We start from the raw sequence: 26,917 nt of genomic DNA, 5'->3' as shown, positions 1-26,917 counted from the left end.
TTTACCGATCGGTATGATATTTTACCGGTATTTAATTAACATACAAAGAAAGCTATTAGAATAGGAGAGATGGACGATGGAGATAGGTATTACTTCGTTTGTAGAAACAAAGCCCGACGTTCAGACAGGTGAAGTGATAAGTCACGCACAGCGATTGCGCGAAGTTGTCGAGGAAATTATCCTTGCTGATCAAGTGGGGCTTGATGTGTTTGGTGTAGGTGAGCATCATCGGAAGGATTATTCTGCATCTTCACCAGCAGTTGTGCTGTCAGCGGCTGCAGCGCAGACGAAACGGATTCGGCTGACCAGTGCAGTGACAGTGCTTTCTTCAGCTGATCCCGTTCGCGTTTTTCAGGATTTTGCTACGCTGGATGGTATTTCGAATGGACGTGCGGAGATTATGGCGGGTCGAGGTTCCTTTATTGAATCTTTTCCACTGTTCGGCTATGACTTGGAAGACTATGATGAGCTGTTTGAACAACATTTGGAATTGCTCCTTAAAATACGGGAGTCCGAAAAAGTAACCTGGAAAGGCGGACATCGGCCAGCAATTAACAATTTGGGTGTGTATCCACGGCCGGTTCAGAATCCTTTACCCATATGGGTTGGCAGCGGGGGCAGGCAGGATTCTGCTATCCGGGCAGGTCTGTTAGGACTGCCCTTGATACTGGCGATCATTGGCGGGAATCCGGTAAATTTTGCACCACTTGTCCAGCTTTATAAGAAGGCAGCAGCGCACGCCGGTCATGATGAATCAAAGCTTAGGGTTGGGTCGCACTCGATAGGATTTGTCGGAGAGAATAATGAGCAAGCTGCAGATACATATTTCCCTTCTACGATGGCAGGTATGAATAGATTGGGCAGGGAGCGGGGCTGGGCACATTATGATCGTTCTAGCTACGATGCCGCGCGCAGCTTTGAAGGTGCGCTGTATGTCGGCGATCCAGAGACTGTTGCCCAGAAGATCATTCACCTTCGCAAACATGTAGGTGTTACTCGCTTTATGTTGTATGTTCCGTTAAGCACGATGCCGCATGCCGAAGTGATGAGAGCCATTGAGCTGCTAGGAACAGAGGTAGCACCCCGAGTTCGGAAGGAAATAGCCAAGTGGGAAGCGGAGACGGAGAAAAGATTGTAAAAACCAAACATAGGAGTGATTTGCATGGATTTTGAAAATCGTTTATTACCAGAATTAAGGTCAGTAATCGCACAATTTCCTGGTTTTCAACTGGAAGAGAATTTAGAGCTGAGCAGAAGCTATTTGTCTAGTCCTCCTATTGAGCAGTCGGAGCACGTACGCACGACAAGCCGGATGATTCCGAGTGTAGCAGGCGAGATATTAGTCAAAATCTACGAACCTGCTCAGCGAACTGACGTTAGGCTTCCGGCCATGCTGTGGATTCACGGGGGAGGCTATGTGATGGGCCATCCTGATATGGACGATGCTTTGTGCGAACGCTTCGTGCAGGCGGCCAAATGCGTCGTCGTATCGGTCGATTACCGACTTGCTCCTGAGCATCCCTACCCGGCTGCCATCGATGACTGTTATGCCGCTTTGACGTGGATGACCGACAAAGCGGAGCTGCTGGGCATTGACTTAGATCGGGTCGCCATTGCAGGAGCAAGTGGGGGCGGCGGGCTGACCGCAGCACTTGCTTTAATGGCTCGTGACAAAGGTGGGCCAGCCCTCATTTTCCAAATGCCGCTGTATCCGATGATCGATGACCGCAGTATTACGGCGTCAAGTCATGAAATTACGGCCGATAACGCACCATGGAACCGGAAGAACAACTTGGCGGCCTGGAACATGTACTTAGGCAATCGTACCGAAGATAGCGAGGTGTCCCCATATGCGGTGCCGTCGAGAGCAGAAAGCTTGGCTGGCCTGCCGCCGGCTTATACGTGCGTAGGCCAGCTCGATCTATTCCGAGATGAGACGATCGAATATGTGGGACGCCTTGCCCAAGCGGGGGTGGACGTCGAATTCCATCTGTATCCCGGCACATTCCACAATTTTGAGGGAATAGTTCCACAAGCAGAAGTAAGCCAACGTGCTAGCCAAAGTTATGTAGACGCAATTGCAAGAGCCCTTAATCCTTAAACTATTAAATAGGCAGTCTCCAAAGTGATATGTTCCCAAAAGAGTAGGCAGGTTAAAACTTGCTACTGTAAGGGGAGCATATCACTTTTTGCATCAACCTTTTTTTGTCATTTCGGAGTTGTTTGGGATAAAGGAGCACCAGGTTTTCAGTCGCCCCGCAATGATGTAAAGTTTTTCGGGTAAAATCTTTACTTTTACATGTAGCAGATAATAACCTTACATTCTTATAATTGGAAATGTAAGCGATTTATTTAAGAGTAGGAATATTAAAAAACTATACGTATGAGGAGGAGATTGTATGTCGAAATTTAAAGTGGGCAAGTTGGTAAGCGGCTTGGCGTTGGCGGGTGTGTTGTTATCATCAGTTCTGATAAACCCGGCTAGTGCCAGTATGGCGAACGGTAGCAAATTCCTGGGGAATGTCATTGCGGGCAGTGTCCCTCCTAGTTACGGGACATACTGGAATCAAGTGACGCCGGAAAACTCGACTAAGTGGGAATCGGTTGAAGGCAACCGTAACAACATGAACTGGTCACAGGCCGATACCGCCTACAATTATGCCCGTAGCAATGGCTTCCCGTTCAAGTTCCATACGTTGGTATGGGGTGCCCAGGAGCCAGGTTGGGTTAGGGGGCTGTCGGCTGCTGATCAGAAAGCGGAAGTGACTCAGTGGATTAAAGCAGCAGGTCAACGCTATCCGAATGCGGAGTTTGTAGATGTGGTGAATGAGCCGCTGCATCAGAAGCCGTCCTATCGCAATGCCATTGGTGGTGACGGGTCGACCGGATGGGATTGGGTCATATGGTCGTTCCAACAGGCCAGACAAGCCTTCCCCAATGCTAAGCTGCTGATCAATGAATATGGAATTATCAATGATCCTTCGTTAACCGACCAATATGTCAATATTATTAATCAGCTCAAGAGCAGAGGCCTGATTGACGGAATTGGTATCCAATGCCACCAGTTTAGCATGGACACTGTTTCAGTTAACACGATGAACACTGTACTGAACAAGCTGGCGGCAACAGGATTGCCAATCTATGTGTCGGAGCTGGATATAACTGGCGACGACAACACCCAGCTTGCCAGATACAAGGAGAAATTTCCGGTATTATGGAAGCATTCTGCGGTGAAGGGAGTTACGCTCTGGGGGTATATCCAGGGACAAACTTGGAAGCCGAACACACATCTGCTGAACTCTAACGGCACGGAACGTCCCGCGCTCCAATGGCTGAGACAATATCTGCAAAGATAAGCTATGGGTGGCACTTAAACCCCAACAGATGCAAACTTTTGCCAAATGTCTGGGCTGGGTAGATGTTTATTTGAAGAAGTCTTGGCTGAAATGTTATACGCCCAAGGCTTCTTTTTATTTAGCTTAAACGAGGAGTGCCCTAATGAAGGGAAGGAACCACTTCATTAGGGCACTGGAGATTTACTACCACTATCGATCACTGCCAGTTTGTATGAAAGGACCCTGCTGCATCACTTCGTTCATAAGTATGGGCACCAAAATAATCCCTTTGTGCTTGCAAAAGGTTAGCATTTGAAATGCCTGTCCGGTAACTATCGAAATAAGTAAGTGAAGCACTTAAACATGGAAACGAAATAGCAGAATTAATACCCTCACAGACTACTTTTCGCAATCCCAATTGATATTCTTTAACCTTTTCAGCAAAATACGGGGCGATTAATAGATTAGCCAAATTCGGCTGTTCTTGATATGTTTCGCTTATTACATTTAAGAATTCGGCACGAATGATGCAACCACCACGGAAAATAAGGGCAATATCCTGTAAAGGTAAATTCCATCCGTAAAGCTCAGAAGTCATTTTATATTGTATAAATCCTTGCGCGTAGGCACAAATTTTACCCATATAAAAAGCTTGTCTAATGTACTCAATCCACACATTTTTATCTAAACTTCGCTGATCAATCTCTGGGCCTGTCAGGATATTTTCTGCATAAACTCGTTCTTCTTTTAAAGAGGAGATGTAACGGGCAAACAATGACTCTGTAATAATGGATGATGGGATTCCATGATCAATTGCTTGAATACTTGTCCATTTACCTGTGCCCTTTTGCCCTGTTTTATCCAGAATCACATCGATCAGAGGTAAGCCTGTTATTTCATCTTTTTTTCGTAAAATCTCTGCGGTAATTTCGATTAAATAACTTTTCAGTTCCCCTTGATTCCATGTTTCAAAGATGTCGGCAATTTCATTAACAGATAAACATAGCCTCTTTCTTAAAAATGTATAGACTTCTGCGATTAATTGCATATCTGCATATTCAATTCCGTTATGTACCATTTTTACAAAGTGACCGGATCCTTTTGGACCCATATAAACACAGCAAGGATCTCCGCCCACTTGGGCTGCTATTTTTGTTAGAATAGGAGCTGCTTTTTCATATACGTCTTTATCTCCACCAGGCATGATCGAAGGTCCATGTAAAGCCCCAACTTCGCCGCCGGAAATACCGATTCCTAAATAACCGATTCCTTTTGACTTCAATTCATCATATCTACGTTCCGTATCTTTGTAATGGGAGTTACCACCGTCCATGATCACATCGCCTGCTTCAAGGAAGGGGACTAATGTACCTATTACCGAATCGACCGGTTTGCCCGCTGTTACCATAAGGAAAATTTTCCTTGGAGTTTTTAAGGAGCAAACAAAATCTTGAATTTCGTAGTAGGGATGGATGGAGTGACCTTCACTTTTTTTGACAAGATCGTCCGTTAAATCCCTCGTATAATTATAGACAGCGACTTGCTCACCTTTACCAGCCATGTTTAAAGCGATATTACGGCCCATTACCCCTAAACCAATAACACCAATTGTATTGAACATTTTTTTCTGCTCCTTTTTGTGAAATGAATAGGCCGTAGATCCCCACTTATAAACTTAGAAGATTCTAAGAGAAATAAGTAGGGATCTACCGCCCGGGAATCGTGGTTTATACGAATAAACTTAGTACTAAAATAAATCCTAATCCGGCTACCGAAATGATGGTCTCAAGCAATGTCCATGTTGCAAATGTTTCTTTCATGCTTAAACCAAAATACTCTTTAAACATCCAGAAACCAGCATCGTTAACATGTGAAGCTATTAAACTACCCGCTCCCGTGGCAAGCACAACTAAAGCAAGATTAACGTCGGATTGTCCTAACATCGGTATAACTAAACCAGCGGTTGTTAAAGCTGCAACAGTTGCAGAACCTAAGGAAATACGTAAAATTGCAGCGATGATCCAGGCAAGTAAAATGGGTGATAATGTAGTTCCATTGAATAATTCAGCTACATAGTCGCCTACGCCGCCATTAATCAGTACTTGTTTGAAGGCTCCGCCGCCCCCAATGATTAAGAGCATCATCCCAATATGAGTAATAGCCGTTGTACAAGATGCCATTACATTTTTGATTGGGATTTTTCTTGCTATTCCCATGGTGTAGACAGCTACCAGTAAGGAAATTAACATGGAAGTTGATGCATCACCAATAAAACGGATCGCTGCTAGTAAACTATTATCTTCAAATCCCATTGTTTTTTGAAGCAAAGTTATAATCGTAGCAATAGACATTAAAATGACAGGAAGCATTGCAGTAAATACACTGATTCCAAATCCAGGAGTTTCCTCGGACTTAAATACTTTTTGTTCACCTAAAGAGGCAATATTACCAGTTTTCGTAAATGATGCAGGTACGAGTTTTTTGGCAAGCTTCGTAAATACAGGTCCAGCTAAGATAACGGTTGGAATGGCAATAATGAAACCGTAAAGTAAAACCTCACCAAGGTTCGCGCCATATTCACGGGCAATAACTGTCGGCCCTGGGTGTGGAGGTAAGAAACCGTGTGTTACGGATAAAGCTGCAATCATCGGAATACCGAGATGTAAGATAGAAACCTTTAATTGTTTTGAAATGGCAAATACGATTGGAATTAATAATACTAATCCTACTTCAAAAAATAGCGCTACACCGATAATGAATGAAGCAGCTACGACCGCCCATTGAATATTTTTTTCACCAAATTTGTCTACGAGGGTCATGGCAATTCGTTGAGCACCACCAGAATCAGCGATCAACTTCCCTAACATCGCTCCAAGTCCAAAGATTAACGCTAAGTGACCAAGGGTTCCGCCTAATCCGGCTTCGATGGTTTTAACAATTTCTTCTAAAGGCATTCCAAGTGCTAAAGCGACGCCGAACGATACAATGATTAATGAAATAAAGGTGTTCAATTTGAAGCCCATGATTAAAACGAGTAATGCTAAAATTCCAATCCCTACGATAACTAATGGCATTGTAATTACCCCCTGCTTTTTATCTTTTTAGTGTTTAATTAAGCTTCTTTGATAATTGGAAATCCGTGTATAATCGTCTTCTAATACTCTGGATAGGTTAATGAAAATCGGCAGCAATTTCCTGTATTCCTTGGTTGCTTCTTCTTTTGGTGTATGTTTGTTGGTACTGCCAACCATTTCAGAGACGACTTCAAAGGACTGGATTTTTCCGGTGGCATACAAGCCTAAAATACAAGCTCCTAGACAAGAACTTTCGTAGCTTTCTGGAACGACGACTTCAGATGCGAATATATCGGACATCATTTGCCGCCAAACATCTGACCTCGCGAAGCCTCCAGTAGCTTGAATTCGGGTCACGGGACCGTCCATGCATTCAGTTAATGCCAAAAATACGGTGTACAAATTGTAAATGACTCCTTCTAGGGCTGCGCGAATCATATGTTCTTTCTTGTGTGACATCGTCAAACCGAAGAATGAGCCACGTACATCTGGATTCCATAATGGCGCACGTTCACCAGCCAGGTATGGATGGAATAACAATCCGTCAGATCCTGGTCTTACACGTTCAGCAATCTTGGTTAGTACATCATATGGATCAATTCCTAGTCTTTTCGCTGTTTCTACTTCTGATGAGGCAAGTTCGTCACGGATCCAGCGAAGGACCATCCCGCCATTGTTCACCGGCCCCCCAATAACCCAGTGCTTTTCTGTTAAGGCATAACAAAATATTCTTCCCTTTTCGTCTGTTTGAGGCTTGTCTATAATGGTTCGAATGGCACCGCTTGTCCCAATTGTGACGGCAACCTCGCCTTTTCGTATCGCATTTACACCTAGATTAGAAAGGACTCCATCGCTAGCTCCAATAACAAATGATGTTTGTGGATCGATCCCCATCTTTTTTGCTAAATCTGAATCACAGTTGGTAAATATCTGGGTTGTTGGCACGAGCTCAGATAATTGAGAAGGGGTTATACCCGCAATTTTTAATGCTTCTTCATCCCAATCTAATTTTTCTAGATTCATCATGCCCATGGCAGAAGCTAGGGAATAATCCACTACATATTGATCAAAGAACTTTTTGAAAATATATTCTTTAATTCCGATATACTTTTTAACCTTGACAGCGGTTTCAGAAAGATCATTCACAATCCAAGCTATTTTTGTTAAGGGTGACATGGGGTGAATGGGTGTTCCTGTTCGTTTATAGACTTCATGGCCATTCAGCTCATCTTTTATTTTATGTGCCCATGCTTCACTTCGATTATCTGCCCAAGTGATACAAGACGTAAGTGGGAGGTCATGTTCATCCATCGCAATGACACTATGCATGGCACTGCTAAATGAAACAAACGATAGCTTTTTTTGTGAGTGATGTTTCATGAGATTCGAAATGGCCTGTAGGACCGCCTGAAATATCTCTTCTGGATTTTGTTCAGCTGTCGCTATGTCCGGTGTATAAAACGGGTATCCAATATTCTCTTGTTGGATGACTTCGCCCTTTTCGCTAAATAGAACGGCTTTCGTACTTGTGGTCCCGATATCTACACCCAACATATAGTTAGTCATTTGGTTGCACGACTCCTTTAGATAGCATTTGTTGTGACATCCATAGGTCTTCTACTTTACCTTGAACATCATCAAAGTTTTCATGTAAAGACTTGATCATGAGGTCTCTATCTTTTGCTTTGATTGCTTCAATATAAAGTTCGTGATTGTTTATAATCCGTGTAAAATCTTCATACTTTTCTTTGAAACGCATACGCATCGACAAAAGAATGAGACTTTCCATAACAGGCTTTAAATTATTCCAAATCATCAGAATTTGAGAATGATTGACTGCACGAATAATCGTTTCATGGAATAAGACATCTTGATATGAAAACTCATCAGCATCACCATATTTGATGGCGACTTTCATCATTTCGAGTATTTTACTAAGTTCCTTCGCCAAATCATCAGTGTCCATCTTTACAAGACGTTCAAATACGAAGGATTCTATGAGCAGACGGACATCATAAATTTCTTCTATTTCTTTTTCTGATAAACCAATAACAACGGCTCCCATTCTTTCTAATCGAATGATATTTTCGGATGCCAGTATTTTTAACGCTTCACGAATGGGTGAGCGACTTACAGTGAAATCAGCAGCTAGTTTATTTTCAGATAATATGGTACCGCTTTCAATCCCGCCAGAAATAATGCGCATTCTAAGCTCGGAAGTTACGCGATCACCAGCTGAGGCTTTTAAAAGCCATTTGGAGGGATATAGGAATTCTGATTCGACCATCATTTCACCTTCTCAATTAATCAAGTATACTTGTATACAGGTATTATAATCTTAAATTTTAAATTTGCAAGCGTATTCATTAAATTTGTTTTGTAAGCCTGTTCGGACTTTTTTGTGCAAATGCACAATCAATTTCGTCTGTTCTTCAATATTTTTCACATACAGCAATCGATATAATGAAAGCGTAATCAAAAATTGCCCGGGGGGTTAGACAGATGGAAGGATTGACGATCAGTTGGATAGGGGCTCTGGCAGGGCTGGCTATTGCAATTATTCTGATATTAAGAAAGCTGAATCCGGTTTATGCTTTATTTTTGGGAGCTATTGTAGGCGCTTTATTGGGCGGAGCCAATCTGGAGCAGACGATCAGCGTGTTAATAAGCGGTACGCAAAGTGTGATGGGGACGGTCATTCGTGTGCTTGCCGCAGGTGTATTGGCAGGCGTAATGATGGAATCCGGGGCGGCGGAGACGATTGCGCAGGCTATTGTAAAGAAATTTGGCGGTAGTAAAGCGATACTCGCACTAGCCTTAGCGACGATGATTATTACGGCGGTAGGTGTATTTATTCCCGTTGCCGTGCTGATTGTGGCACCTATTGCATTGTCGGTCGGTAACAAAATGGGGATTTCCAAGCTGGCCCTCCTGTTGGCTTTGTCTGGAGGCGGAAAAGCGGGGAACATCATCTCTCCCAATCCTAATACGATTGCGGCGGCGCGCGGATTTAATCTGGATTTAAGCCACGTGATGTTGGCGGGCGTGGTTCCTGCGATATGCGGTTTAATCATGACTGTATTGGTGGCATCTATGTTGAAAACCAAAGGTGTGAAGGTGTCCGACCAGGATATTATGGACAGTGATGTCGATACATCGAAATATCCAGCGTTGGGACGGGCGATTGTAGCCCCGCTGGTAGCTGTTATTTTGCTGATGATTAACCCGATTGGTTCCATCTCCGGCATTAAAGCACTTTCGAGTTTCAAGGTGGATGCGATGTACATTTTGCCGATCGCCGGGATTGTGGGTATGCTGGCCATGGGACAAGGGCGCAATATCCTGAAGTATTCGGCCTCCGGTTTAAATAAAATGACAGCGACTGTGCTGATTTTGATCGGTGCAGGCGGGATTGCCGGTCTGATCTCTGCCTCCAACTTGTCTGCACAGGTGGTTGGCCTGATTGAAGCTTCGGGAGTTTCCGGTACATTTTTGGCACCGCTTGCAGGTATTCTGATGGCAGCCGCCACGGCGTCCACCTCGACGGGAGTTATTTTGGCGACAGGCTCGTTTGGGGAAGCCATTCTGAACATGGGAACGGCCCCGCTCGCCGCAGCTGTGATGGTGCATACAGGAGCTACAGTCATTGATTCCTTGCCGCAGGGCAACTATTTTCACGTCACGGCAGACAGCATGAAAATGAGCATTAAACAACGGATGGGATTGATTCCTTACGAAGCTATTGTGGGTGGGACGATGGCAATTGTAGCGACACTCATGTATGGATTTTTACTTTAATATTTACAATGGGGTGAGAAGATGAGAGAGAAAACATTTGTGCTGGCACCAGATTCTTTTAAAGAAAGCATGACGGCTAAAGAAGTGTGTATCGCGATGGAGAAAGGACTGCGCAAGGTCTATCCAGCAGCGAATTACGTCCACGTACCGATGGCGGACGGCGGTGAAGGAACGGTGCAGTCACTGGTGGATGCGACAGGCGGACAGGTTCGTTATATTGAGGTGACAGGACCACTTGGAGAACCTGTAACTGCTGCATACGGCTTGCTGGGAGACGACACCACGGCGGCAATCGAGATGGCATCCGCCAGTGGAATCCATCTGGTTAACAAGGATAACAAGAACCCGTTAAAGACAACCACCTACGGTACAGGGGAGTTAATCCGTGAATGTCTGAACCAGGGAATTCGAAAAATTATCATCGGCATTGGCGGAAGCGCGACGAATGATGGCGGTACAGGAATGGCGGAAGCACTGGGCGCCAGATTTCTGGATGCAACAGGCAATACTCTTCCGCGCGGTGGCGGTAGTCTGGGCGAGCTGGCCAGTGTCGATATTTCATCACTGGATGACCGGTTGCAGCAGGTACAACTGATTGTAGCCTGTGATGTGACAAATCCGCTGTGCGGAGAGCATGGGGCCTCTCAAGTATTCGGGCCACAAAAAGGGGCAACCCCGGAGATGGTGCAGCAATTGGATGCCAATCTTGCCCATTATGCCGATGTGGTGAAGCAGCAACTAGGCAAGGATGTGCGCGATCTCCCAGGCGCAGGCGCAGCAGGTGGATTGGGTGCGGGCTTATTGATTTTCACTCAAGCGGCGCTGCAAAAAGGCATTGAAATTGTGATTGAATACACCGGTTTAAAACAAAAGCTTGCCACGGCCGATATCGTTTTGACGGGGGAAGGCGGTATTGATTTTCAGACTAAATTCGGTAAAACTCCTTATGGAGTAGCTCAGGCGGCCAAACAGTCTGGCAAAAAGGTTATTGCGGTTGCAGGTTATATCGGGGAAGGGATCGACACGTTGTACAAGGAAGGAATAGATGCGGTGTTCGGCATCGTACCGGGAGCCTCGGAGCTCGGTAAGCTGCTGGCCGAAGGGCCGCAAAACGTAGAGCGTACGTGCGAGAATATCGCAAGAGTACTTCAATTCAGCGAGAAGTGAACCGAATAATACGAGCGCTCGCCTGTAATCCCGAGCTTAGCTAAAGCCGGATTGACTGAGAAATTGGGAGTGCGGCGAGCGGATACATGATATTTCTGGCGTATGGTCAGGGGCGTGAAACAGCTGTTCATTGATACAGTGCCAATAAGCCGTGCGTAAGCTCAAAAAGCTGAAGGAGATTCCGGGGATCTTTACCAGTTAAGGTATGGATGCGCTTCAGGCGGTATTGCAGCGTATTTCGGTGAATGTTTAATTCATCTGCCGTAAAGGAGACACTGCCGTTATGGTTAATAAAGCTTCGCAGCGTATCCAGCAAATCCACGGTATCCTCCAGCTTGCTCACCAGATAGATCGTGTTCGTCAGGTTCGTTTGACTCAATTTGACCAGAAATTCGACTTCCGCAAAAGAAATTTTTTGCACAGGCGGGCGCAAAGCCAGTAAAACATTCATAGCTGACTTGGCTTGCATATAAACATCCGCAATGTTGTGCTCTTGTCTGCTGACCGTAATCAGCACATCGGGATGGCTGCGCACAAGTGGCTCTAGCAGTTTGTCTGTCGGTTCCTGATTTTGTATTAGGACGAGATAACAATCTTCCTCCATACGAAAGGATGGATGCTGCATGAATATATTGGACAACTCGGCTAAATGAGCTGGATCAGCAGGCAGATACTTTACATATACAGCCGAAGTTTTTAGAAGCAAATCAATGTGATATTGAGCTGCTTCTTTTTTTATTTTTTGCGTATAGGCTCCCTGATGATTCAATAACATTTCCAGCACAGATTTTTTGCGATTGGCTTCATAGGCCAGATGCTCCAATGAGATGCGCTGTTCAATCAGGAGAGATACTGTAGTTTTAACAATATTGCAAAAAGGACGCACTTCATCGGGATTGCCTGAAATACCAATCACGCCAACTAACTCATGATGAATGACAATCGGTTCGTTGGTTCCCCTTTTCTCATAGTGGCCGTCCTGCCACACTTCAATCATTTTCCCGGTTTCGAGCGCCTGAACAGCGCCTTGGTGAATGGTTCCGATTCGTTCACTCTCGCCGCTGCCAATGATGATGCCTCGTTCATTCATTATATTGATATTGTATGGAATATCCTTCATCATTTTGTCTACGATGTCTTGGGCTTGTTTTTCGGAGAGCTGAAACAAATCCGGATTCCTCCTTTATCTATCGTGATATAGTGTACCTTAATGTACTACCTTTATGAAAGGGTTTCCAATTTATTGTGCATCTGAACAATATGATAAGGCAGGTCGCCGAGCATGTCAGTCCATTTTATCATAGATGTGAAGAATCGTTGTACGCAAAAAAACAGGGCTCTAAGGAGCACCTGCTTTTTGTGTCTATCCTTTTTATTGCCAGCCACGCTGACTAATGACGAACCTCGCGGAAGCTATAGATAATGTCGTGTAGTTCTTTCTTTAAACGGCCGTCTTTAGACGCTGGGGCATATCCTAGCACCTGGTAGTAATCCTTTTCGGTCTCAATAATCGCTACATGGGTGATATATTTATCCACATCTTTTTTACCTTTAATCGCGAACTCAAGGGCAGGATATCCATGAATAGTTGTATTAGAGACAGGTCCTACACTGGACAGGTTCCACTCTTTGGTTAAGTTATTTTCAGCTTTCTTACCATACTGTTGGAGAGTTATATTGCCCAATTGCTTTTTCGAGTGGGATAGTACCACAACGGACTTTTGAATGTACGGATTAAATATCGCAATCTCTGCTTTTCCTTCACGGTCCGGATCTGTTGACCAGTCCAGTGGGGCTGTGATTTGAAATCGTCCATCTTTACTCACATAGCTTTGCTCTTTCTTGCTCACTGGAGCTTCAGGAGGCACGTAACTATTTGCCAGTATAAAAATAGCATTTACAAACGAGGCTCCCAAGATCACCATGGCGGTAAAAAATATAAACAGCGAACGTTTCATTGTCTTTTTGCTAATCGGCTCTAAATCCCGTACCTTTACAACATATGTACCTGCAGCTAAATCACCAATTCGTTGTCTAGATGCAGTTACTAACACGCTGATAACAGCAGGTATCCCACCCATTAGCAACGGATTGGTATCGATTAGCCTGAGCAGCGTACGAATGAGTGATTTAAGAAAACCAGGAGGCCTACCTTCCCCGTTAACCACCTTAATACGAAAGACGAACTTACCCAGCGTATAGCCTGTGTAACCTTCCAAAAGCAAATAATAGCTGAAGAAAGCAATAAGCAGAATACAACGGGATGCAATCGCTAAAGGCCAAAACCATCTATCCGTTATTTGAATGACAGAAATAAAGAAACAAATATACCCAAGATAAAAAAATATGCAATCAAAAACTGTTGCTCCCCACCGTCTAAACAGAGTAGAGTTCCCGTATGTTTTTGATAACGCCGCCATCCTGTTTGGATCTACCCCATAATTTTGACCATGCCGAATGTACATCTGTCTTGAAGATTCCTGCGGGTTGTGTGGTACGTGCTGTTCGTCCAAAAAATACACCTCTTCTTAATAATTAAAAACACACTCCTTATATTAACGGTCATTTTACAATCCATGTTTAGGAAAACATTCTATAAACAAAGAAATTATTATAAATATCCCTTCCTCTCATTTACTCTATAATTGGAAGAAGAAAGTAACGATAGACTCGGGAGGTATGGGTATGCAAGAAGAGCTGGCAAAAGCGAACAAGGCAGCAAGAGGTGAGAATGTGAAAGGTGAGTTTCCGGTTATAACGACCGAACGTCTCGTATTACGAAAAATGGTAGCGACGGACAGCAAGGACATGTTGGAATACTTTTCAGATGAGCAGGTTATGAAGTTTTATGGACTGAGCCCGTTTGAGTCTGAACAGGATGTACTGGATGAGATCAGTTGGTATGATCGGATTTTTGAGACAGATCAGGGAATACGCTGGGCTCTTCAAACGAATGAAGGTAAAATCATCGGTTCTTGCGGGTTTCATAACTGGGACCAACGTCATCACCGGGCAGAAATGGGCTATGAATTGTCCAGAGACTATTGGGGCCAAGGGTTAATGTTGGAGGTACTTGCAGCTGTAATCGACTATGGGTTTAATACCCTCTCATTGAACCGCATTCAGGCGCTAGTAGAGCCAGAGAATGCACAATCCTTGCGTTTGCTCGAAAAAGCAGGCTTTCGGCAGGAAGGGCTCCTCTCCCAATATGAATTTACGTCCGGGAAATATGATGATCTTTACATGTGCGCATTGGTCAAATCAGAGTATATCAATCGTTCTCAGAAATGATAGATGAGGTGAATCAAGCGGGGGAGCATGGGTAGGAAGAAGGTTGATCATTGTACAACATGATCGACCTTCTTTTTGGATAAAGCAATAAAAAACCCCTTAAAAAAGGGGATTGGTGCTGGGGGTTGTAGGGTTACAATTCGTGTCGCTAAGATCAGGATTGGTAGAGAGGTCGCGATAATGGCTGAGCTTATATTCAATAATTTTTTGGGTCTCCATCAGTCTGGAGATTTCTTGTTGAATCTTCTGATTATGTTTTTCAAGTAAGGAGTGTCTAATCGGAATGGTGCTGTTGCCTTGCATCGAAAGTTCTCGATAATGCTTCATTTCCTCTATGGTCATTCCAGTGGCTTTTAATCGGGTTAGAAAGATAATCCCCAGAACCTGATCTCTACTGTAGAACCTGTGTCCGTTAGCCTTTCGTTCTGCATAGGGCAGCAAGCCAATTCGCTCATAGTAGCGTATGGTATCCTCTGTTAAACCTGTTAGTTCTGCAGCTTGACTAATAGAGGTTATGGTCTCCGGAATTTCCTGCAAAGTATCCCACTCCTTAATTGTAACGATTACCAAGGAACTTCTCCAAACGCGTCAAAAAACCCTCCTGACGGCCCGTCATTATTTAAAGTGGCTAAACGAACAATGACAGCAGCAGCTTGTTGTACAGAACCCGGTCCTGTAAAGCCATTTAAGTCAGTGGCGGTAAAGCCAGGATCAGCCGAATTAACTTTGAGAGGTGAGTCTTTGAGTTCCTTGGCAAGGGTGACGGTGAACATATTAACCGCTGCTTTGCTGCTATTGTAGGCAAGCAAATTAAATTGGGCATGCTCATGTTCAGGATCGCTATTATAGGTTAATGAACCGAGGCCACTCGACAAGTTAACGATTCTACCGCATGGAGATTCTTGCAATAAAGGCAGCATGGCTTGCGTCACGGCGACCAAACCGAAAAAGTTTGTTTCATACGTTTCTCTTAAATCGTCCAAAGAAAACTGACTTGGAGGAGTGGCTCCTCCCAAAGATATACCGGCATTGTTGATGAGTACATCAAGGGAACCGAATTCTTGTTTGATCTGTTGGACTGCGGAATCAATCGTACTGTGATTCGTCACGTCTAACAAAATCAATCGGGCTTTTACTCCCTCATTAGCCAACTTAGCCACCGCTTCCCGGCCGCTCTGCTCATTCCGTGAGCCAATCAGGATTGTATAACCCATACCCCCCAATTGTCTGGCTGTTTCATACCCGATGCCTTTGTTGGCCCCAGTAATAAGAACTGTTTTTCCAATGGTCATGAGTGATTCCTCTTTTCATTATTCTTGAATTTGGCGGCCACCATGCTTTAAATGTACTACTTGGAGTATACTTAAAGTCAACACAAAACCAGCAAAAATATAGCTCGAAATGCCGTGGACATTCTTTAACTTGGAAGATGGGAGAATGGAATGAATAAAAGGCAAATGGAAATTTTACGCATGTTGTTAACTGAACCGGACAGGTTGTGGTTAGCGCAGGATCTGGCGGATCTGACCGACTGCTCTGAAAAGACGATCCGCAACGATCTGAAAGTAATTGAAGATTATATCGTCAAGCATTCTGATGCCAATCTGGTGAGAAGGCCGGGACGCGGCATTTATCTGGAGATGGGTGAAGCGGATCAGAATGAATTGTTCCATCGACTGTATGCGGACGAGAGTACGGCCCAACATGAGTCGGATGAGGAAAGGGTACTGCATCTCGCCTATCGGCTCTTGATGAATGCCAAGCCTGTGACCATCCAGGATCTAGCTTCACAGTATTATGTGAACAAGACGGTAATTCGTAGAGATATGGAGAAGATTGATGGCTGGCTACACAGCTTTGATCTGGCCTTAATTACCAAGCAGCGCGTAGGCTTGACCATCCTAGGCTCTGAGAAAAATAAGCGCATCGCTTTGGCGCGGATGAACCAGCTGATTGACAGTCCTGAGTTAACAGGACAGTTGATGCGCAAACAGTTTGAATCGCACGAGATTACAACCATAAATCATGAATTAAAAGCATTGCAAAAACGCAATGAGCTCAGCTTTACTGACGAAGCTTTCGAAGCTCTAATGCTGCATATCCTCTTAATGGTCAAACGAACCAAGATGGGACAACCCATTTCCCTCTCCAAGCAGGACATTGCCTTTTTGCAGGAGAGACGCGAATTTACATGGGCTATGTCTTTTTTGCAGCAGTTGCAAAAGTTGTTTGCCGTGCCTTTTTCCAAGGAAGAGACAGCGTATTTAACTCTGCACCTGCTTAGCGGGAAGTTCCGTTACCAGCAGGAGGAAAGAACAGGAAAACAAGGTGAGCTGGCAGATAGCCACCCGCTTTTGCCTGAGTTGATTGAGCAGTTAGTCCGGCGGATGTCCGAGCTGAATATGATTGCCTTTTCCAAGGACAAGATGTTGCTGAAAGGATTGAATGTCCATTTATATACGACCCTGAACCGTCTTCAATATGGGTTGACCGTGTCCAATCCTATGCTGGCCGAGATCAAGAAGATGTACCCCTACATGTTCGACCGAGTTATTATTACGCTGGAAGAGGTGGGGAGATGGGTCCGGCTATCATTCCCCGAGGAGGAAGCGGCGTATTTAACGCTGCATTTTCAGGCTTCTGTGGAGCGATTGCACCGGAAAGAGAGTCATCCCCAGAGAGCCATTATCGTGTGTCACATGGGCATCGGTATGTCCCAACTGCTGCGCACCAAGGTGGAACGTAAATTTCCGGCTGTACATGTGGAGACCACCCTTTCCAAAGCAGAAGTCCAGGACTATCTGGCAGCCCAGGAGGTGGATCTCGTCATTACCACTGTAGATCTCCCAGAGATGAACATTCCGCACATTCTCGTCTCTCCCTTGCTGGATGCCAAGGACGAACGTCGACTGGAGCAAGTGATCCGACGACTGGATGAGCCGGAACATAGGGCAGCAGAAGAATCGGTATTTTTTAAATATACAACACCTTTTTTGGTCTTTCCCCAGCAGGAAGTGCAGCATCCGGAACAATTGATCTCCAAGCTGGCGCAAATACTGGAGGACAAAGGATATGTGGAGCCCGGTTATGTGGACAGCGTACTGGCGCGAGAAAAAATGTCGGCTACGACGATTGGGGGAGGCATAGCCATCCCGCATGGCGGTTCTGAGTGGATAAGGCAGTCCTCTATTGTAATCGCTACCTTGAAGCAGCCGCTTACCTGGGGGACCGAGAAAGTAGAGCTTGTGTTCTTGCTTGCGGTTAAACAGGATGGGCGGGAAGAGATGCGCCAGTTATTCAAGGAATTGTCCCTGATCAGTGAGCAACCTGCTTTGGTTCATGCCTTATCTAAGGAGACCGATGCGATGAGATTATTAGGGAGAATGAAGGGATAAACTAAAATCAAAAGCTGTACTCTGGAGCAGGACTTATAGATAAGTCCTGCTTTTTGTCGGTATAATTCCGTTTTTCCGAAAGTTCCGGTAAAAAGTTCGTCCGATAACAGCAAGATAGGCGTTTATACTATCAATGTAAGCGGAAACAACAGAGAGAAGGGGAATGACTATGAAGATATTAGCGATTACCTCATGTCCTAACGGAATTGCACATACGTATATGGCAGCTGAGAATCTGCAAAAGGCAGCAGCAAAGCTGGGCATCGAAATGAAGGTCGAGACGCAAGGCTCCATTGGAGTCGAAAATCAACTGACCGAGCAGGATATCCGTGAGGCAGATGGCATTATTATTGCAGCGGATAAAACGGTGGTTAAAGACCGCTTCGTCGGTAAGAAACTGCTGGTCGTTGGCGTACAGGATGGCATTCGCCGTCCAGAAGAATTGATCCAGCGGGTGATGAAGGGGAATGTACCTGTGCACCAAGCAGAGTCACGTACTGCCGAAGGTAGCTCACAGGAGAACAAACCGAAACAAAATCCCATCTACCGACACTTGATGAACGGTGTGTCCTATATGGTACCCTTCATCGTCATTGGGGGATTGCTCATTGCCATTGCGTTGACGATTGGCGGTGAGAAGACACCAGGCGGTCTGGTTATACCGGACGGTTCATTTTGGAAGACGGTTCAGGATATCGGCTCAGCTTCGTTTACCTTTATGATACCGATCCTCGCCGGATTTATCGCAATGAGTATTGCGGATAGACCGGGGCTTGCACCGGGTATGGTTGGCGGATTCATTGCTGCGAACGGCAGTTTTTATGGAAGTGAGGCGGGGGCCGGATTTATCGGCGGGATTATCGCTGGTTTTCTGGCGGGTTATGTTGCACTGGGTATTCGGAAAATGAAGGTTGGGCGAGCGTTACAGCCGATCATGCCTATTATTATTATCCCTGTATTGGCATCTTTAATTGTTGGATTAATCTTTGTCTTTGTGATTGGTGCTCCAGTCGCACAATTGTTTGAAGCTTTAACGGGTTGGCTTGCAGGTATGCAAGGTACAAGCTCAATTCTACTGGCATTGATTCTAGGTGCGATGATCTCCTTTGATATGGGCGGCCCTGTGAACAAAGTTGCTTTCTTATTCGGTTCGGCCATGATCGGCGAAGGGAATTATGAAATTATGGGGCCAATCGCCGTTGCGATTTGTATTCCGCCGATTGGGATGGGACTTGCAGCGATGATCAACAAACGTAAATTTGCACCTGCGGAACGCGAGGCCGGGAAGGCAACATTCACGATGGGGTTGTTCGGGATTACCGAAGGTGCGATTCCATTCGCGGCGCAAGATCCACTGCGTGTTATTCCCAGTATTATGGTAGGGTCCATGGTCGGTTCTGTCATCGCCATGTTGGGAAATGTAGGTGATAAGGTAGCTCACGGTGGACCGATTGTAGCTGTACTTGGTGCAGTGGACCATGTGCTTATGTTCTTCATTGCCGTTATTGTCGGCGTAGCCGTATCGGTTGTCCTGGTGAGCTTGCTGAAAAAAGATATTGCAGCAACTGTAACTCCGGATGCTGCTGGGGAAGCGATGCCTGGACATTCTACCGCAGGAGCTGGGCAATCTGCGATTACTACAACGACTGCTGCGGCGGAGTCATCTGCATCAACAACTGTCACAAATAACGGGCCAGCAGTGTCTTCGCAAGCCATGCACATTGAGAAACTGACGGATATTGTAACGATGGATCTGATTAATTTGGATCTGGAAGGAACGACACGAGATGCTGTGGTTGATGAAATGATCGGAGCACTTGAGAGAACTGGAGCCGTAAGCTCTGCCAGTGATTTCAAACAGGCGATATTAGCCAGAGAGGAAGAAGGCTCCACAGGCATTGGAATGAATATTGCCATTCCTCATGGCAAATCGGAAGCTGTCCTGAAGCCAAGCGTGGTCTTTGGCATCAAGCAAGGCGGTGTTGACTGGAATAGTGCAGACGGAAGTGAAGCAAAACTGATCTTTATGATTGCCGTACCGCGCAACAGCAAGGAAAATGCGCATCTGAAAGTGCTGCAAATGTTATCGCGTAAGCTGATGGACGATCATTTCAGAGAGGCGCTTCTGGCAGTTACTACGAAGGAAGAAGCATATCAATTGCTGGATCAGGTGCATTAATTCAATGCGATAAGAACCTAAAATAAAGAAAAGAGGCTCCCGAAGTTTCAGCCGGGAGCCTTTTTTTGAGAAGGTCTTTGCGTGAGTCAGCGGCGTTCACCGCGTGATATAAGTATGATGCCGAGAAATACAAAGCCTGCACCAGCCAGATGAGCAAATGAGAAGGATTCACGGAGGATGATATAGGACAGCAGCAGTGTGCTGACGGGAATACAACCCGTGTATACAGCTGCTGTACTAGCCGGTACTCTTGATACACCCCTAAACCATAATACGTAGCCTAATGCGGTGACAAAGATACCATAATATAAGACTAGCCCAATCTCCCCTACACCAACGTGGTTAAAGTTGAACTGTTGGGCCTCCACAAAGGAACAAGCCAGGAACATGAGGAATGAAAAGAGTGTTATATACATGGTTCCAAGCAGGGAAGAGACATGGCTGGATAGCATCTTGCGTAACACTGTCAGTGCCGCTTCTCCGAACACAGCAGACAGAACAAGCAGCAGGCCAATGAACGAGGTTGCGTTAGGAGCATTGAACCAGAGCGCCGATATGTGAGGTACTTGTAGTGCCAAAACACCGAGCAGTGAACAGGCAATCCCTAGTCCGGGGCGGAGCGTAATCTTTTCTCTCAGCAGCACATACGAAAGAAGTGCAACAATAGCTGGGGTTAAGCTAGTTAAAATTCCGCTTTCAGAAGCAGAGGCGTAGGCCAGCCCGTACAGCATTAGGACACGGAAGAGAAACATGCCGACCAGTGCTTGAATGAACAGGATTAAGGCATCCCGTTTGCTGATCCTTAATGAATACTTCTTGATGAATACAATGGGTACCAAGAACAGAAGGGCAACAGCCAGACTGGCAGATTGCGATAAAAAAACAGGCAGCTGCATCACGACCAGTTTGCCGACTACCACAGAACTGCCGACAATGGAGGTGGCGATCACTAATTCCATGTAAGTCGAAAAGGTTGGTTTGTTCATTTTATCTCACCTCTTGTACAGATATTGATATATACTGTAGCAATAGAAACTGGGCACTTGTAGATCCAGTTGAAGAGGTTTTCGACAGTACCGCTTGGGGGGTAGCTATGTGGTTATCTATCGATAAGAATGTGACAGTTCCGATGCTGCGTCAGGTATATCAAGCAATACGGGACCGTATTTTAGCTGGAGAACTGAATGCAGGGTATAAACTTCCTTCGACCCGGGTGCTGGCCTTACAGTTGAACGTTTCCCGGAATGTTATCCTCGAAGCTTATGAAATGCTGCTAGCCGAAGGCTTAGCCATTGCGCGCTCAGGTTCAGGAACTTATGTAGCCGAAGGGGCCGTCCTTCCAGGTTATGTATCCGCACCGCCTATCGAGGCGTCTGCGTCTGCAGTGGAATCTGCATATTCAAATGAGATGTCGGTAATTTCCTTCCGGACAGGCCTTCCTGCATTGGAATTATTTCCGCGCAAATCATGGGCTGACTTGCTTCAGAGCGTATGCAAAGAGGCTCCTGATCTGGCACTAGGTTATGGCGATCCTGCTGGAGAGCCTGAGTTACGCAGGGAGCTAGCCGACTATTTGATTCACACCAGAGGAGTGAAAGTCAGCCCGGAACATATTGTAATCACTAGCGGAGCAGTACAAGCGATTCAGCTTGTCACCCGTCTGTTACTGTCAGCTGGAGATGAAGCCCTGGTAGAGGAACCGACAAATGAAGATTTAAAAAGCATTCTGGCGGCCACAGGAGCCACACTGCGGAGTATGACTGTTGATGATTCGGGAGTTATAACAGCCGATCTGCCGCAAAAGAAACACCCCAAACTGGCATATCTGACACCCTCGCACCAGTTCCCGCTGGGGGGTATCTTGCCGATCCAAAGGCGGATCGAGCTAATTCAGTATGCAGCCCGGACAGGATGTCTTCTGCTCGAAGATGATTATGACAGTGAGTTCCGGTATGACGGGGCGCCCGTCCACTCCTTGCAGAGTCTGGACCCAGAACGGGTGCTATATGTCGGGACGTTTAGCAAAATATTATTCCCCGCGCTGCGGATCGGCTATATTGTTCTTCCCTCGTCACGAGTCGCTGATTTTATCCGTTTAAAGCAACTGGCGGATTACCAGACGGCGAGCCTGGAGCAAATTGTGTTGAGTCGGTATATCAGGAAGCGACTCCTTCATAAACATGTACATAAGATGAAGAAAGTGTATGCCAAGCGTCGTCAAGTCCTGCTTGATAGCCTTGAGCAGCATTTTACAGGGCAATATCGGGTGTGTGGCCGATCGGCGGGTTTACATTTGGTAGCAGAGTTTCAGTTCCCGTTCCGAGAGGATTTGCCGAAATGTCTCCATAGTCAAAATGTATTTGCGGCACAGCTTGAAGGGAACCGGCTGCTCATGGGCTATGGGCATCTAAAGGAAAATGAAATTCGTGAAGGGGTTCGCAGAATCAGGAACGCACTGCAACGGTAGTAAACGCGAAAGCAGCCTATCCTTAGGTGAGGATAGGCTGCCCTTTTCATAGCAAGATATTGTGTTCCATCATCACTATTCATACGAGGTTTGAGCCACGCGTACTAGCATATGGGCAAGCGCATGCTGCTGCTCCTTGTCCCCCGCTTTCCACAGCTCCTGGAGGAGCTTCTCCTCGCTGTTTCGAGGTTCTTCTTTGGCTGCCAGATATCCAGCTATCTTCTCAGCTGCTTTTGCGATCAATTCTTCATTCAAACCAATATTTTGAGCCATTTCAATCTTGTCGCTCAAATAACTTTTGAATGAATCAAAGCTGCCCAGAATGTCATCCTTTTTGTTGTCGTCTATCCGATTTAATACGTCATCTACCTTGTTCAAGGCCACTTCGCCTTCCTTATTCACAACATGATTGTGCTCTGCCATTTCTAACGCCTCCTCAAGATCGTTTTCTAGGATAAGGACTGCTTACGGTACGGTAGTACTTACCCCGGCTAACCAAAATGAAACCGATGAGAAGCGGAGTATTGCGGAGGTAATCGCTACATAAAGTCAAAAAAATAACGAATTACGTGGAAAAAGACGGGTGAGGTGTAGGTCAAACTATCCACCCGGCTTAAATAGCTTTTTTTCAAAGCATCGAACTTATCATCATCGCCGATTAATAAATCCCGCTTCAGCACGGAAACCGTTAAACTGCCAAAGAAACCGCTCAAGCTGATCAGCATGCCGAAAATAATTCCAAATTTCAGGTCAAACGGCGTCAGGTAAGGATAGATGAAATAGGAAGCCGCTATAGTTACGGGAAAAGCGAATGCAAAGCCTTCCCAAGTTATATTGGGATTGGATGTCGGGACGATTTTCCGTTTTCCGAAATAGAGTGATGCTAGATAGTGTACGACATCATTGAGCTGCGTCAGTACCACTAGAAAAAGTACAAGTTTCGCTCCGTATTGTGGCGTAGCAAACTGAAAATAGGCCAGATGACTCAACCCGAAAACCATCAGCATGAGTCCCCACTGGGTCGAGCTGACACTGCGCAGAAAACCAACCGTTCCTTTGTTGATCAATCGTGGGAGCGGTAGCAGTAAGAATACATAGATAGGAATAAAAACAATAAACATTCCGTACCACCCGATATAAATCCAATAAAATTGTACGGGAATCGCCAAGTACGCCCATAGAAACAATCTGCGATCAGCTTTTCTGGATCTAATCATGGAAAAGTATTCTTTTAGCGCAAAAAAGGTGAGTGCCATCAGGGAAAGCAGTGAAACAATCGGATTGAAAAGAGTTGCCAAGCAAAAGATAAAGAACATACCCCACCATGTCTTGATGCGAAGCCCAATCCCTGCATAGTCTTTGTCTGGTTGTGTTTTGACTACTACTATGTAAATCAGATGGATGACCAATAAGGCTGTAAAAATAAGGATTAACGTTAATATCGAACTGTCCATTACCACTCACCAACTTATCGCGAAATAGGGTTCCATTAGGGTTCCTATGTTATTATGAAGGAATAATTCCAACTTGATAAGGGGAAATTTCGTAAATGGTAGCAGATCAATCCGTCTTTATCTTGCTTACGAATACGGGAACGTTTCTTACGAGAGTCATTAAAAGCTATACGAGAGCGCCATACAATCACGCCTCCATTTCCTTCAACCGGGAACTTTCGGAGTTATACAGCTTCGGCAGAAAGACCCCTAATAACCCTCTGGATGGTGGTTTCGTGAAAGAGGATATTAAGACAGGTACATACAGCAGATTTCCGAATACAACATGTGTTATCTACCAGCTTCAAGTAACCGACCGTGAAGTTGAAAAAATGAAGCGAGTTTTACATGTATTTATCCGAAGTCGTCAAAAATATATGTATAACTTACTGGGTTTGATTGGTATTGCACTCAAAGAACCAGTCGAGTTCAGCAATTCTTATTTTTGTTCGCAATTCGTCGCGGAAATTTTACAGCGATCCGGCATAAAAATATGGAACAAACTGCCCGCTCTTGTTACGCCAGACGATTTTCGGCAAAGTGATCGATTCCATTTGATCTACGAGGGGAAATTAAGCGAGTATGATCCTCAAGCTTGAGGACCAGCACCGCATGACTTAAACGTCTTCCGGCACAATTACCTCGATATGACGCGGTAAAATACCAAGCTCGATAGGCAAAGACGGCCCTTCCTCACCATCTACATTCGTACTTATCGGTTCTGCGGAGCTGACACTTACATGCTTTGCAGTAAAGTAAACGATATCACTATGATCCTTCAGGTTGCCTAAAAATAAGGATATGCTGGCCGTCACGGTGTTCAATATATTGAGGTTTTTAAAAATAAAGCAGTGAAGCAGACCATCGTCAACAGTCGCATCGGGTGCCAGTTTCTCGAATCCGCCAACTGAATTGGTTAACGTGGCCAAAAAGAGTGGGGACTTTCCTTCCCAGGTCTTGTCATCATAGCGGACGATAAGTGAGTGGGCTGGATGGCTGATAAGCTCTTTCATGCCTTCTTTGAAGTAGGCAAATGTGCCAAACATGGATTTATCGTCTGACGATACAGCTGATAGCGATTCAGCAAGCGAACCTGTAGCAACAACATTGGCAAACATTCGGCCGTTTAAGAGGCCCATATCTACGTTTTTCACGCGGGCAGAAGTCAGTGTACGGATCGCCAGCTCGGGACTTAGCGGAATTTGCAAGGCACGGGCAAAATCATTGACTGTCCCAAGGGGGATAATCCCCAGTCTTGGACGGTGGTCTTGATCCATGAAACCGTTGATGGTTTCGTGAAGTGTGCCATCTCCACCGATGGAAACGACTAGGTCACAAGCTTCCTCACACGCATTAACGCAAAAACGGGTGGCGTCCAGTTCCTTCTCTGTCTCTTTAACCGTAACAACGTATCCTTGATCACGTAGAGTTTCTTCTACGTTTCTGACATGTTGGAGGGATTCCTCTTTGCCGGAAGAGGGATTTACAATGATCATAGCTTTCTTCATATACATGTTCCTTTCTCTAGGGGAAAGTTTGGGTTACCCACTCTTACCCGCAAAGCAGACCTTTAGACTCTAGATTAGACATGTGTTATATTTTTTAGTTACTATATAAAAGTAAATAAAATCTGAATGGAGGATTTCATATGAAAATCGCATTAACAGGAGCAACAGGGCAACTGGGTTCCATCGTGGTAGATACGTTGCTTACATCTGTCTCCGCAAACGATCTTATTGTTAGCGTAAGAAATCCAGAAAAAGCAGAGAACTTACGGTCTCGTGGCGTTGACGTTCGTCACGGTGATTTTGATAAACCGGAGACGCTGGACCAAGCGTTTGCCGGAGTAGATCGACTGCTGATTATATCCGCAGACGGGGATAATGATACTAGAATTCGTCAGCATAAAGCGGCTGTTGATGCTGCTGTGCGTGCTGGAGTAGGCTTCATCGCTTATACTAGCGCTGCCAATGCCGCTGACAGCACTCTATTTCTTGCGCCCGTACATCGCATCACGGAGGAGTTCATTCGCGGGTCAGGTATTCCTTATTCCTTCTTGCGTAATAATTGGTATCTGGAGAATGAGGCAGGCACGATCCGATCCGTACTCGCGGGTGCTCCTTGGCTAACCTCGGCAGGGTCCGGTAAAGTAGGTTGGGCTACCCGCGCAGATTATGCGCAAGCAGCTGCAACTGTTTTGTCTGGTGAAGGACATGAGAATACAATATACGAGCTCTCCGGTAAGCCGATTACCCAAGAAGAGTTTGCAGCGGTACTTGCTGAGGTTCTGGGCAAAAACGTTCCTGTCCAGCAGGTGGATGATGCTACGTATGCCGAGGTTATGCTCGGTGCGGGAGTCCCAGAAGGAGCAATCCCTATTGTGGTTGGTATTCAACAAGCGATTCGTGAAGGAGCCTTGGATGTCGTAAGCAGCGATTTTGAAAAGCTGTTGAAACGCTCCCTTACACCGCTTAGCCAAGGAATTAGTGAACTGATCAAGCAAATCCAAGCATAATAAACGTGCCGTAAAACGGATGCTGCCTACCTAGGCAACATCCGTTTTTAGTTATATGTTCACCTATGGACATTTTCAGCAGACAGAACGCTTACATATGAGGTGCAACAATACTCAGATTAGTTTCATCCATGAGTGGAATCGTGACGGATTATCCAATATACTTGTAGGGAACTCCAAGGAAGACTTGGAGCAAGCTTGGT

The 26,917-nt window shown here is 45.4% G+C and carries 23 protein-coding genes; 11 read left to right on the top strand and 12 right to left on the bottom strand.

Features of this window, described 5'->3' with window-relative positions; all coding sequences use genetic code 11:
* Positions 1-76: 76 nt before the first annotated feature.
* The 3 genes from NSQ57_RS24995 to NSQ57_RS24985 all read left to right on the top strand — a co-directional run bounded on the left by NSQ57_RS24995 (position 77) and on the right by NSQ57_RS24985 (position 3,356).
* Complete coding sequence (locus NSQ57_RS24995) at positions 77-1,138, top strand: LLM class flavin-dependent oxidoreductase (RefSeq protein WP_025722808.1); 1,062 nt, start codon at positions 77-79, stop codon at positions 1,136-1,138.
* Between the two features lie 24 nt (positions 1,139-1,162).
* Entirely contained in the window at positions 1,163-2,101 is a 939-nt protein-coding gene (locus NSQ57_RS24990) for an alpha/beta hydrolase (RefSeq protein WP_340933981.1), read from the top strand.
* Between the two features lie 298 nt (positions 2,102-2,399).
* Positions 2,400-3,356 (top strand): endo-1,4-beta-xylanase, encoded by a 957-nt coding sequence (locus tag NSQ57_RS24985; protein WP_318627778.1) that lies wholly within the window; start codon positions 2,400-2,402, stop codon positions 3,354-3,356.
* Between the two features lie 196 nt (positions 3,357-3,552).
* Here the strand turns inward: NSQ57_RS24985 and gnd are convergent, their stop codons facing one another.
* The 4 genes from gnd to NSQ57_RS24965 form a co-directional block, all read right to left on the bottom strand.
* Positions 3,553-4,956 (bottom strand): decarboxylating NADP(+)-dependent phosphogluconate dehydrogenase, encoded by a 1,404-nt coding sequence (gnd, locus tag NSQ57_RS24980; RefSeq protein WP_342425466.1) that lies wholly within the window; start codon positions 4,954-4,956, stop codon positions 3,553-3,555.
* 106 nt (positions 4,957-5,062) lie between these two features.
* Positions 5,063-6,409, bottom strand: coding sequence for a GntP family permease (locus NSQ57_RS24975; protein WP_342425465.1), 1,347 nt, complete (start codon positions 6,407-6,409; stop codon positions 5,063-5,065).
* Positions 6,410-6,436: 27 nt separating this feature from the next.
* Entirely contained in the window at positions 6,437-7,975 is a 1,539-nt protein-coding gene (gene gntK, locus NSQ57_RS24970) for a gluconokinase (RefSeq protein ID WP_342425464.1), read from the bottom strand.
* Positions 7,968-8,699, bottom strand: coding sequence for a GntR family transcriptional regulator (locus tag NSQ57_RS24965; RefSeq protein ID WP_342425463.1), 732 nt, complete (start codon positions 8,697-8,699; stop codon positions 7,968-7,970). The genes gntK and NSQ57_RS24965 overlap by 8 nt, the downstream gene beginning before the upstream one ends.
* Before the next feature lie 212 nt (positions 8,700-8,911).
* Between NSQ57_RS24965 and NSQ57_RS24960 the strand changes: the two genes are divergently transcribed.
* Together NSQ57_RS24960 and NSQ57_RS24955 are read left to right on the top strand one after the other, a co-directional pair.
* Complete coding sequence (locus NSQ57_RS24960; RefSeq protein ID WP_318627775.1) at positions 8,912-10,207, top strand: SLC13 family permease; 1,296 nt, start codon at positions 8,912-8,914, stop codon at positions 10,205-10,207.
* A gap of 21 nt (positions 10,208-10,228) precedes the next feature.
* Entirely contained in the window at positions 10,229-11,374 is a 1,146-nt protein-coding gene (locus tag NSQ57_RS24955) for a glycerate kinase (RefSeq protein WP_209950092.1), read from the top strand.
* 127 nt (positions 11,375-11,501) lie between these two features.
* Here the strand turns inward: NSQ57_RS24955 and NSQ57_RS24950 are convergent, their stop codons facing one another.
* Positions 11,502-12,542 carry a sugar diacid recognition domain-containing protein gene (locus tag NSQ57_RS24950; protein ID WP_209950091.1) on the bottom strand — a complete coding sequence of 347 codons (1,041 nt, stop codon included), beginning with the start codon at positions 12,540-12,542 and terminating at the stop codon, positions 11,502-11,504.
* A gap of 223 nt (positions 12,543-12,765) precedes the next feature.
* Entirely contained in the window at positions 12,766-13,896 is a 1,131-nt protein-coding gene (locus NSQ57_RS24945) for an RDD family protein (RefSeq protein ID WP_342425462.1), read from the bottom strand.
* A 211-nt stretch (positions 13,897-14,107) separates the two neighbouring features.
* Here NSQ57_RS24945 and NSQ57_RS24940 point away from each other — a divergent pair, with 211 nt between their 5' ends.
* Entirely contained in the window at positions 14,108-14,665 is a 558-nt protein-coding gene (locus tag NSQ57_RS24940; protein WP_039272193.1) for a GNAT family protein, read from the top strand.
* A 99-nt stretch (positions 14,666-14,764) separates the two neighbouring features.
* On the opposite strand, the gene NSQ57_RS24935 is transcribed toward NSQ57_RS24940, so the two are convergent.
* Positions 14,765-15,235 (bottom strand): MerR family transcriptional regulator, encoded by a 471-nt coding sequence (locus NSQ57_RS24935; protein WP_342425461.1) that lies wholly within the window; start codon positions 15,233-15,235, stop codon positions 14,765-14,767.
* Complete coding sequence (locus NSQ57_RS24930) at positions 15,229-15,957, bottom strand: SDR family oxidoreductase (protein ID WP_342425460.1); 729 nt, start codon at positions 15,955-15,957, stop codon at positions 15,229-15,231. Before NSQ57_RS24930 ends, NSQ57_RS24935 begins: the two co-directional genes overlap by 7 nt.
* Positions 15,958-16,107: 150 nt before the next feature.
* On the opposite strand from NSQ57_RS24930, the gene NSQ57_RS24925 reads away from it, so the two are divergent.
* The gene (locus tag NSQ57_RS24925; protein WP_029518868.1) at positions 16,108-18,060 is read left to right on the top strand and encodes a BglG family transcription antiterminator; all 1,953 of its coding nucleotides are present in this window, start codon (positions 16,108-16,110) and stop codon (positions 18,058-18,060) included.
* A 169-nt stretch (positions 18,061-18,229) separates the two neighbouring features.
* Positions 18,230-20,239 (top strand): PTS fructose transporter subunit IIABC, encoded by a 2,010-nt coding sequence (locus NSQ57_RS24920; RefSeq protein WP_340886907.1) that lies wholly within the window; start codon positions 18,230-18,232, stop codon positions 20,237-20,239.
* 86 nt (positions 20,240-20,325) lie between these two features.
* Here NSQ57_RS24920 and NSQ57_RS24915 read toward each other — a convergent pair whose 3' ends face one another.
* Complete coding sequence (locus tag NSQ57_RS24915; RefSeq protein ID WP_342425459.1) at positions 20,326-21,225, bottom strand: DMT family transporter; 900 nt, start codon at positions 21,223-21,225, stop codon at positions 20,326-20,328.
* A 107-nt stretch (positions 21,226-21,332) separates the two neighbouring features.
* Between NSQ57_RS24915 and NSQ57_RS24910 the strand changes: the two genes are divergently transcribed.
* Complete coding sequence (locus tag NSQ57_RS24910; RefSeq protein ID WP_342425458.1) at positions 21,333-22,706, top strand: PLP-dependent aminotransferase family protein; 1,374 nt, start codon at positions 21,333-21,335, stop codon at positions 22,704-22,706.
* Between the two features lie 75 nt (positions 22,707-22,781).
* On the opposite strand, the gene NSQ57_RS24905 is transcribed toward NSQ57_RS24910, so the two are convergent.
* Positions 22,782-23,129, bottom strand: coding sequence for a DUF3243 domain-containing protein (locus tag NSQ57_RS24905; protein WP_318627769.1), 348 nt, complete (start codon positions 23,127-23,129; stop codon positions 22,782-22,784).
* Between the two features lie 116 nt (positions 23,130-23,245).
* Entirely contained in the window at positions 23,246-24,160 is a 915-nt protein-coding gene (locus NSQ57_RS24900) for a phosphatidate cytidylyltransferase (protein ID WP_165145549.1), read from the bottom strand.
* 95 nt (positions 24,161-24,255) lie between these two features.
* On the opposite strand from NSQ57_RS24900, the gene NSQ57_RS24895 reads away from it, so the two are divergent.
* The gene (locus tag NSQ57_RS24895) at positions 24,256-24,798 is read left to right on the top strand and encodes a hypothetical protein (RefSeq protein WP_039271982.1); all 543 of its coding nucleotides are present in this window, start codon (positions 24,256-24,258) and stop codon (positions 24,796-24,798) included.
* Positions 24,799-24,816: 18 nt separating this feature from the next.
* On the opposite strand, the gene NSQ57_RS24890 is transcribed toward NSQ57_RS24895, so the two are convergent.
* A complete protein-coding gene (locus tag NSQ57_RS24890; protein ID WP_340933730.1) occupies positions 24,817-25,707 on the bottom strand; it encodes a YegS/Rv2252/BmrU family lipid kinase in 891 nt (296 codons plus the stop codon).
* Positions 25,708-25,847: 140 nt separating this feature from the next.
* Between NSQ57_RS24890 and NSQ57_RS24885 the strand changes: the two genes are divergently transcribed.
* A complete protein-coding gene (locus NSQ57_RS24885; protein ID WP_318627768.1) occupies positions 25,848-26,714 on the top strand; it encodes an SDR family oxidoreductase in 867 nt (288 codons plus the stop codon).
* The last annotated feature ends 203 nt before the right edge of the window (positions 26,715-26,917 follow it).

The sequence above is a fragment of the Paenibacillus sp. FSL L8-0502 genome, assembly GCF_038593055.1.
In the GTDB taxonomy this organism is placed as follows: Bacteria; Bacillota; Bacilli; order Paenibacillales; family Paenibacillaceae; genus Paenibacillus; species Paenibacillus polymyxa_D.
The sequence above is the reverse complement of the archived record's forward strand: the minus strand, read 5'-3'. Positions and strand labels throughout refer to the sequence as shown.

Excerpts from the sequence above, each read along its gene's own strand:
- NSQ57_RS24995 (WP_025722808.1), top strand. The coding sequence starts at position 77 with ATGGAGATAGGTATTACTTCGTTTGTAGAAACAAAGCCCGACGTTCAG.
- NSQ57_RS24990 (WP_340933981.1), top strand. The coding sequence starts at position 1,163 with ATGGATTTTGAAAATCGTTTATTACCAGAATTAAGGTCAGTAATCGCA.
- NSQ57_RS24985 (WP_318627778.1), top strand. The coding sequence starts at position 2,400 with ATGTCGAAATTTAAAGTGGGCAAGTTGGTAAGCGGCTTGGCGTTGGCG.
- gnd (WP_342425466.1), bottom strand. The coding sequence starts at position 4,956 with ATGTTCAATACAATTGGTGTTATTGGTTTAGGGGTAATGGGCCGTAAT.
- NSQ57_RS24975 (WP_342425465.1), bottom strand. The coding sequence starts at position 6,409 with ATGCCATTAGTTATCGTAGGGATTGGAATTTTAGCATTACTCGTTTTA.
- gntK (WP_342425464.1), bottom strand. The coding sequence starts at position 7,975 with ATGACTAACTATATGTTGGGTGTAGATATCGGGACCACAAGTACGAAA.
- NSQ57_RS24965 (WP_342425463.1), bottom strand. The coding sequence starts at position 8,699 with ATGATGGTCGAATCAGAATTCCTATATCCCTCCAAATGGCTTTTAAAA.
- NSQ57_RS24960 (WP_318627775.1), top strand. The coding sequence starts at position 8,912 with ATGGAAGGATTGACGATCAGTTGGATAGGGGCTCTGGCAGGGCTGGCT.
- NSQ57_RS24955 (WP_209950092.1), top strand. The coding sequence starts at position 10,229 with ATGAGAGAGAAAACATTTGTGCTGGCACCAGATTCTTTTAAAGAAAGC.
- NSQ57_RS24930 (WP_342425460.1), bottom strand. The coding sequence starts at position 15,957 with ATGACCATTGGAAAAACAGTTCTTATTACTGGGGCCAACAAAGGCATC.
- NSQ57_RS24925 (WP_029518868.1), top strand. The coding sequence starts at position 16,108 with ATGAATAAAAGGCAAATGGAAATTTTACGCATGTTGTTAACTGAACCG.
- NSQ57_RS24920 (WP_340886907.1), top strand. The coding sequence starts at position 18,230 with ATGAAGATATTAGCGATTACCTCATGTCCTAACGGAATTGCACATACG.
- NSQ57_RS24915 (WP_342425459.1), bottom strand. The coding sequence starts at position 21,225 with ATGAACAAACCAACCTTTTCGACTTACATGGAATTAGTGATCGCCACC.
- NSQ57_RS24910 (WP_342425458.1), top strand. The coding sequence starts at position 21,333 with ATGTGGTTATCTATCGATAAGAATGTGACAGTTCCGATGCTGCGTCAG.
- NSQ57_RS24905 (WP_318627769.1), bottom strand. The coding sequence starts at position 23,129 with ATGGCAGAGCACAATCATGTTGTGAATAAGGAAGGCGAAGTGGCCTTG.
- NSQ57_RS24900 (WP_165145549.1), bottom strand. The coding sequence starts at position 24,160 with ATGGACAGTTCGATATTAACGTTAATCCTTATTTTTACAGCCTTATTG.
- NSQ57_RS24895 (WP_039271982.1), top strand. The coding sequence starts at position 24,256 with ATGGTAGCAGATCAATCCGTCTTTATCTTGCTTACGAATACGGGAACG.
- NSQ57_RS24890 (WP_340933730.1), bottom strand. The coding sequence starts at position 25,707 with ATGAAGAAAGCTATGATCATTGTAAATCCCTCTTCCGGCAAAGAGGAA.
- NSQ57_RS24885 (WP_318627768.1), top strand. The coding sequence starts at position 25,848 with ATGAAAATCGCATTAACAGGAGCAACAGGGCAACTGGGTTCCATCGTG.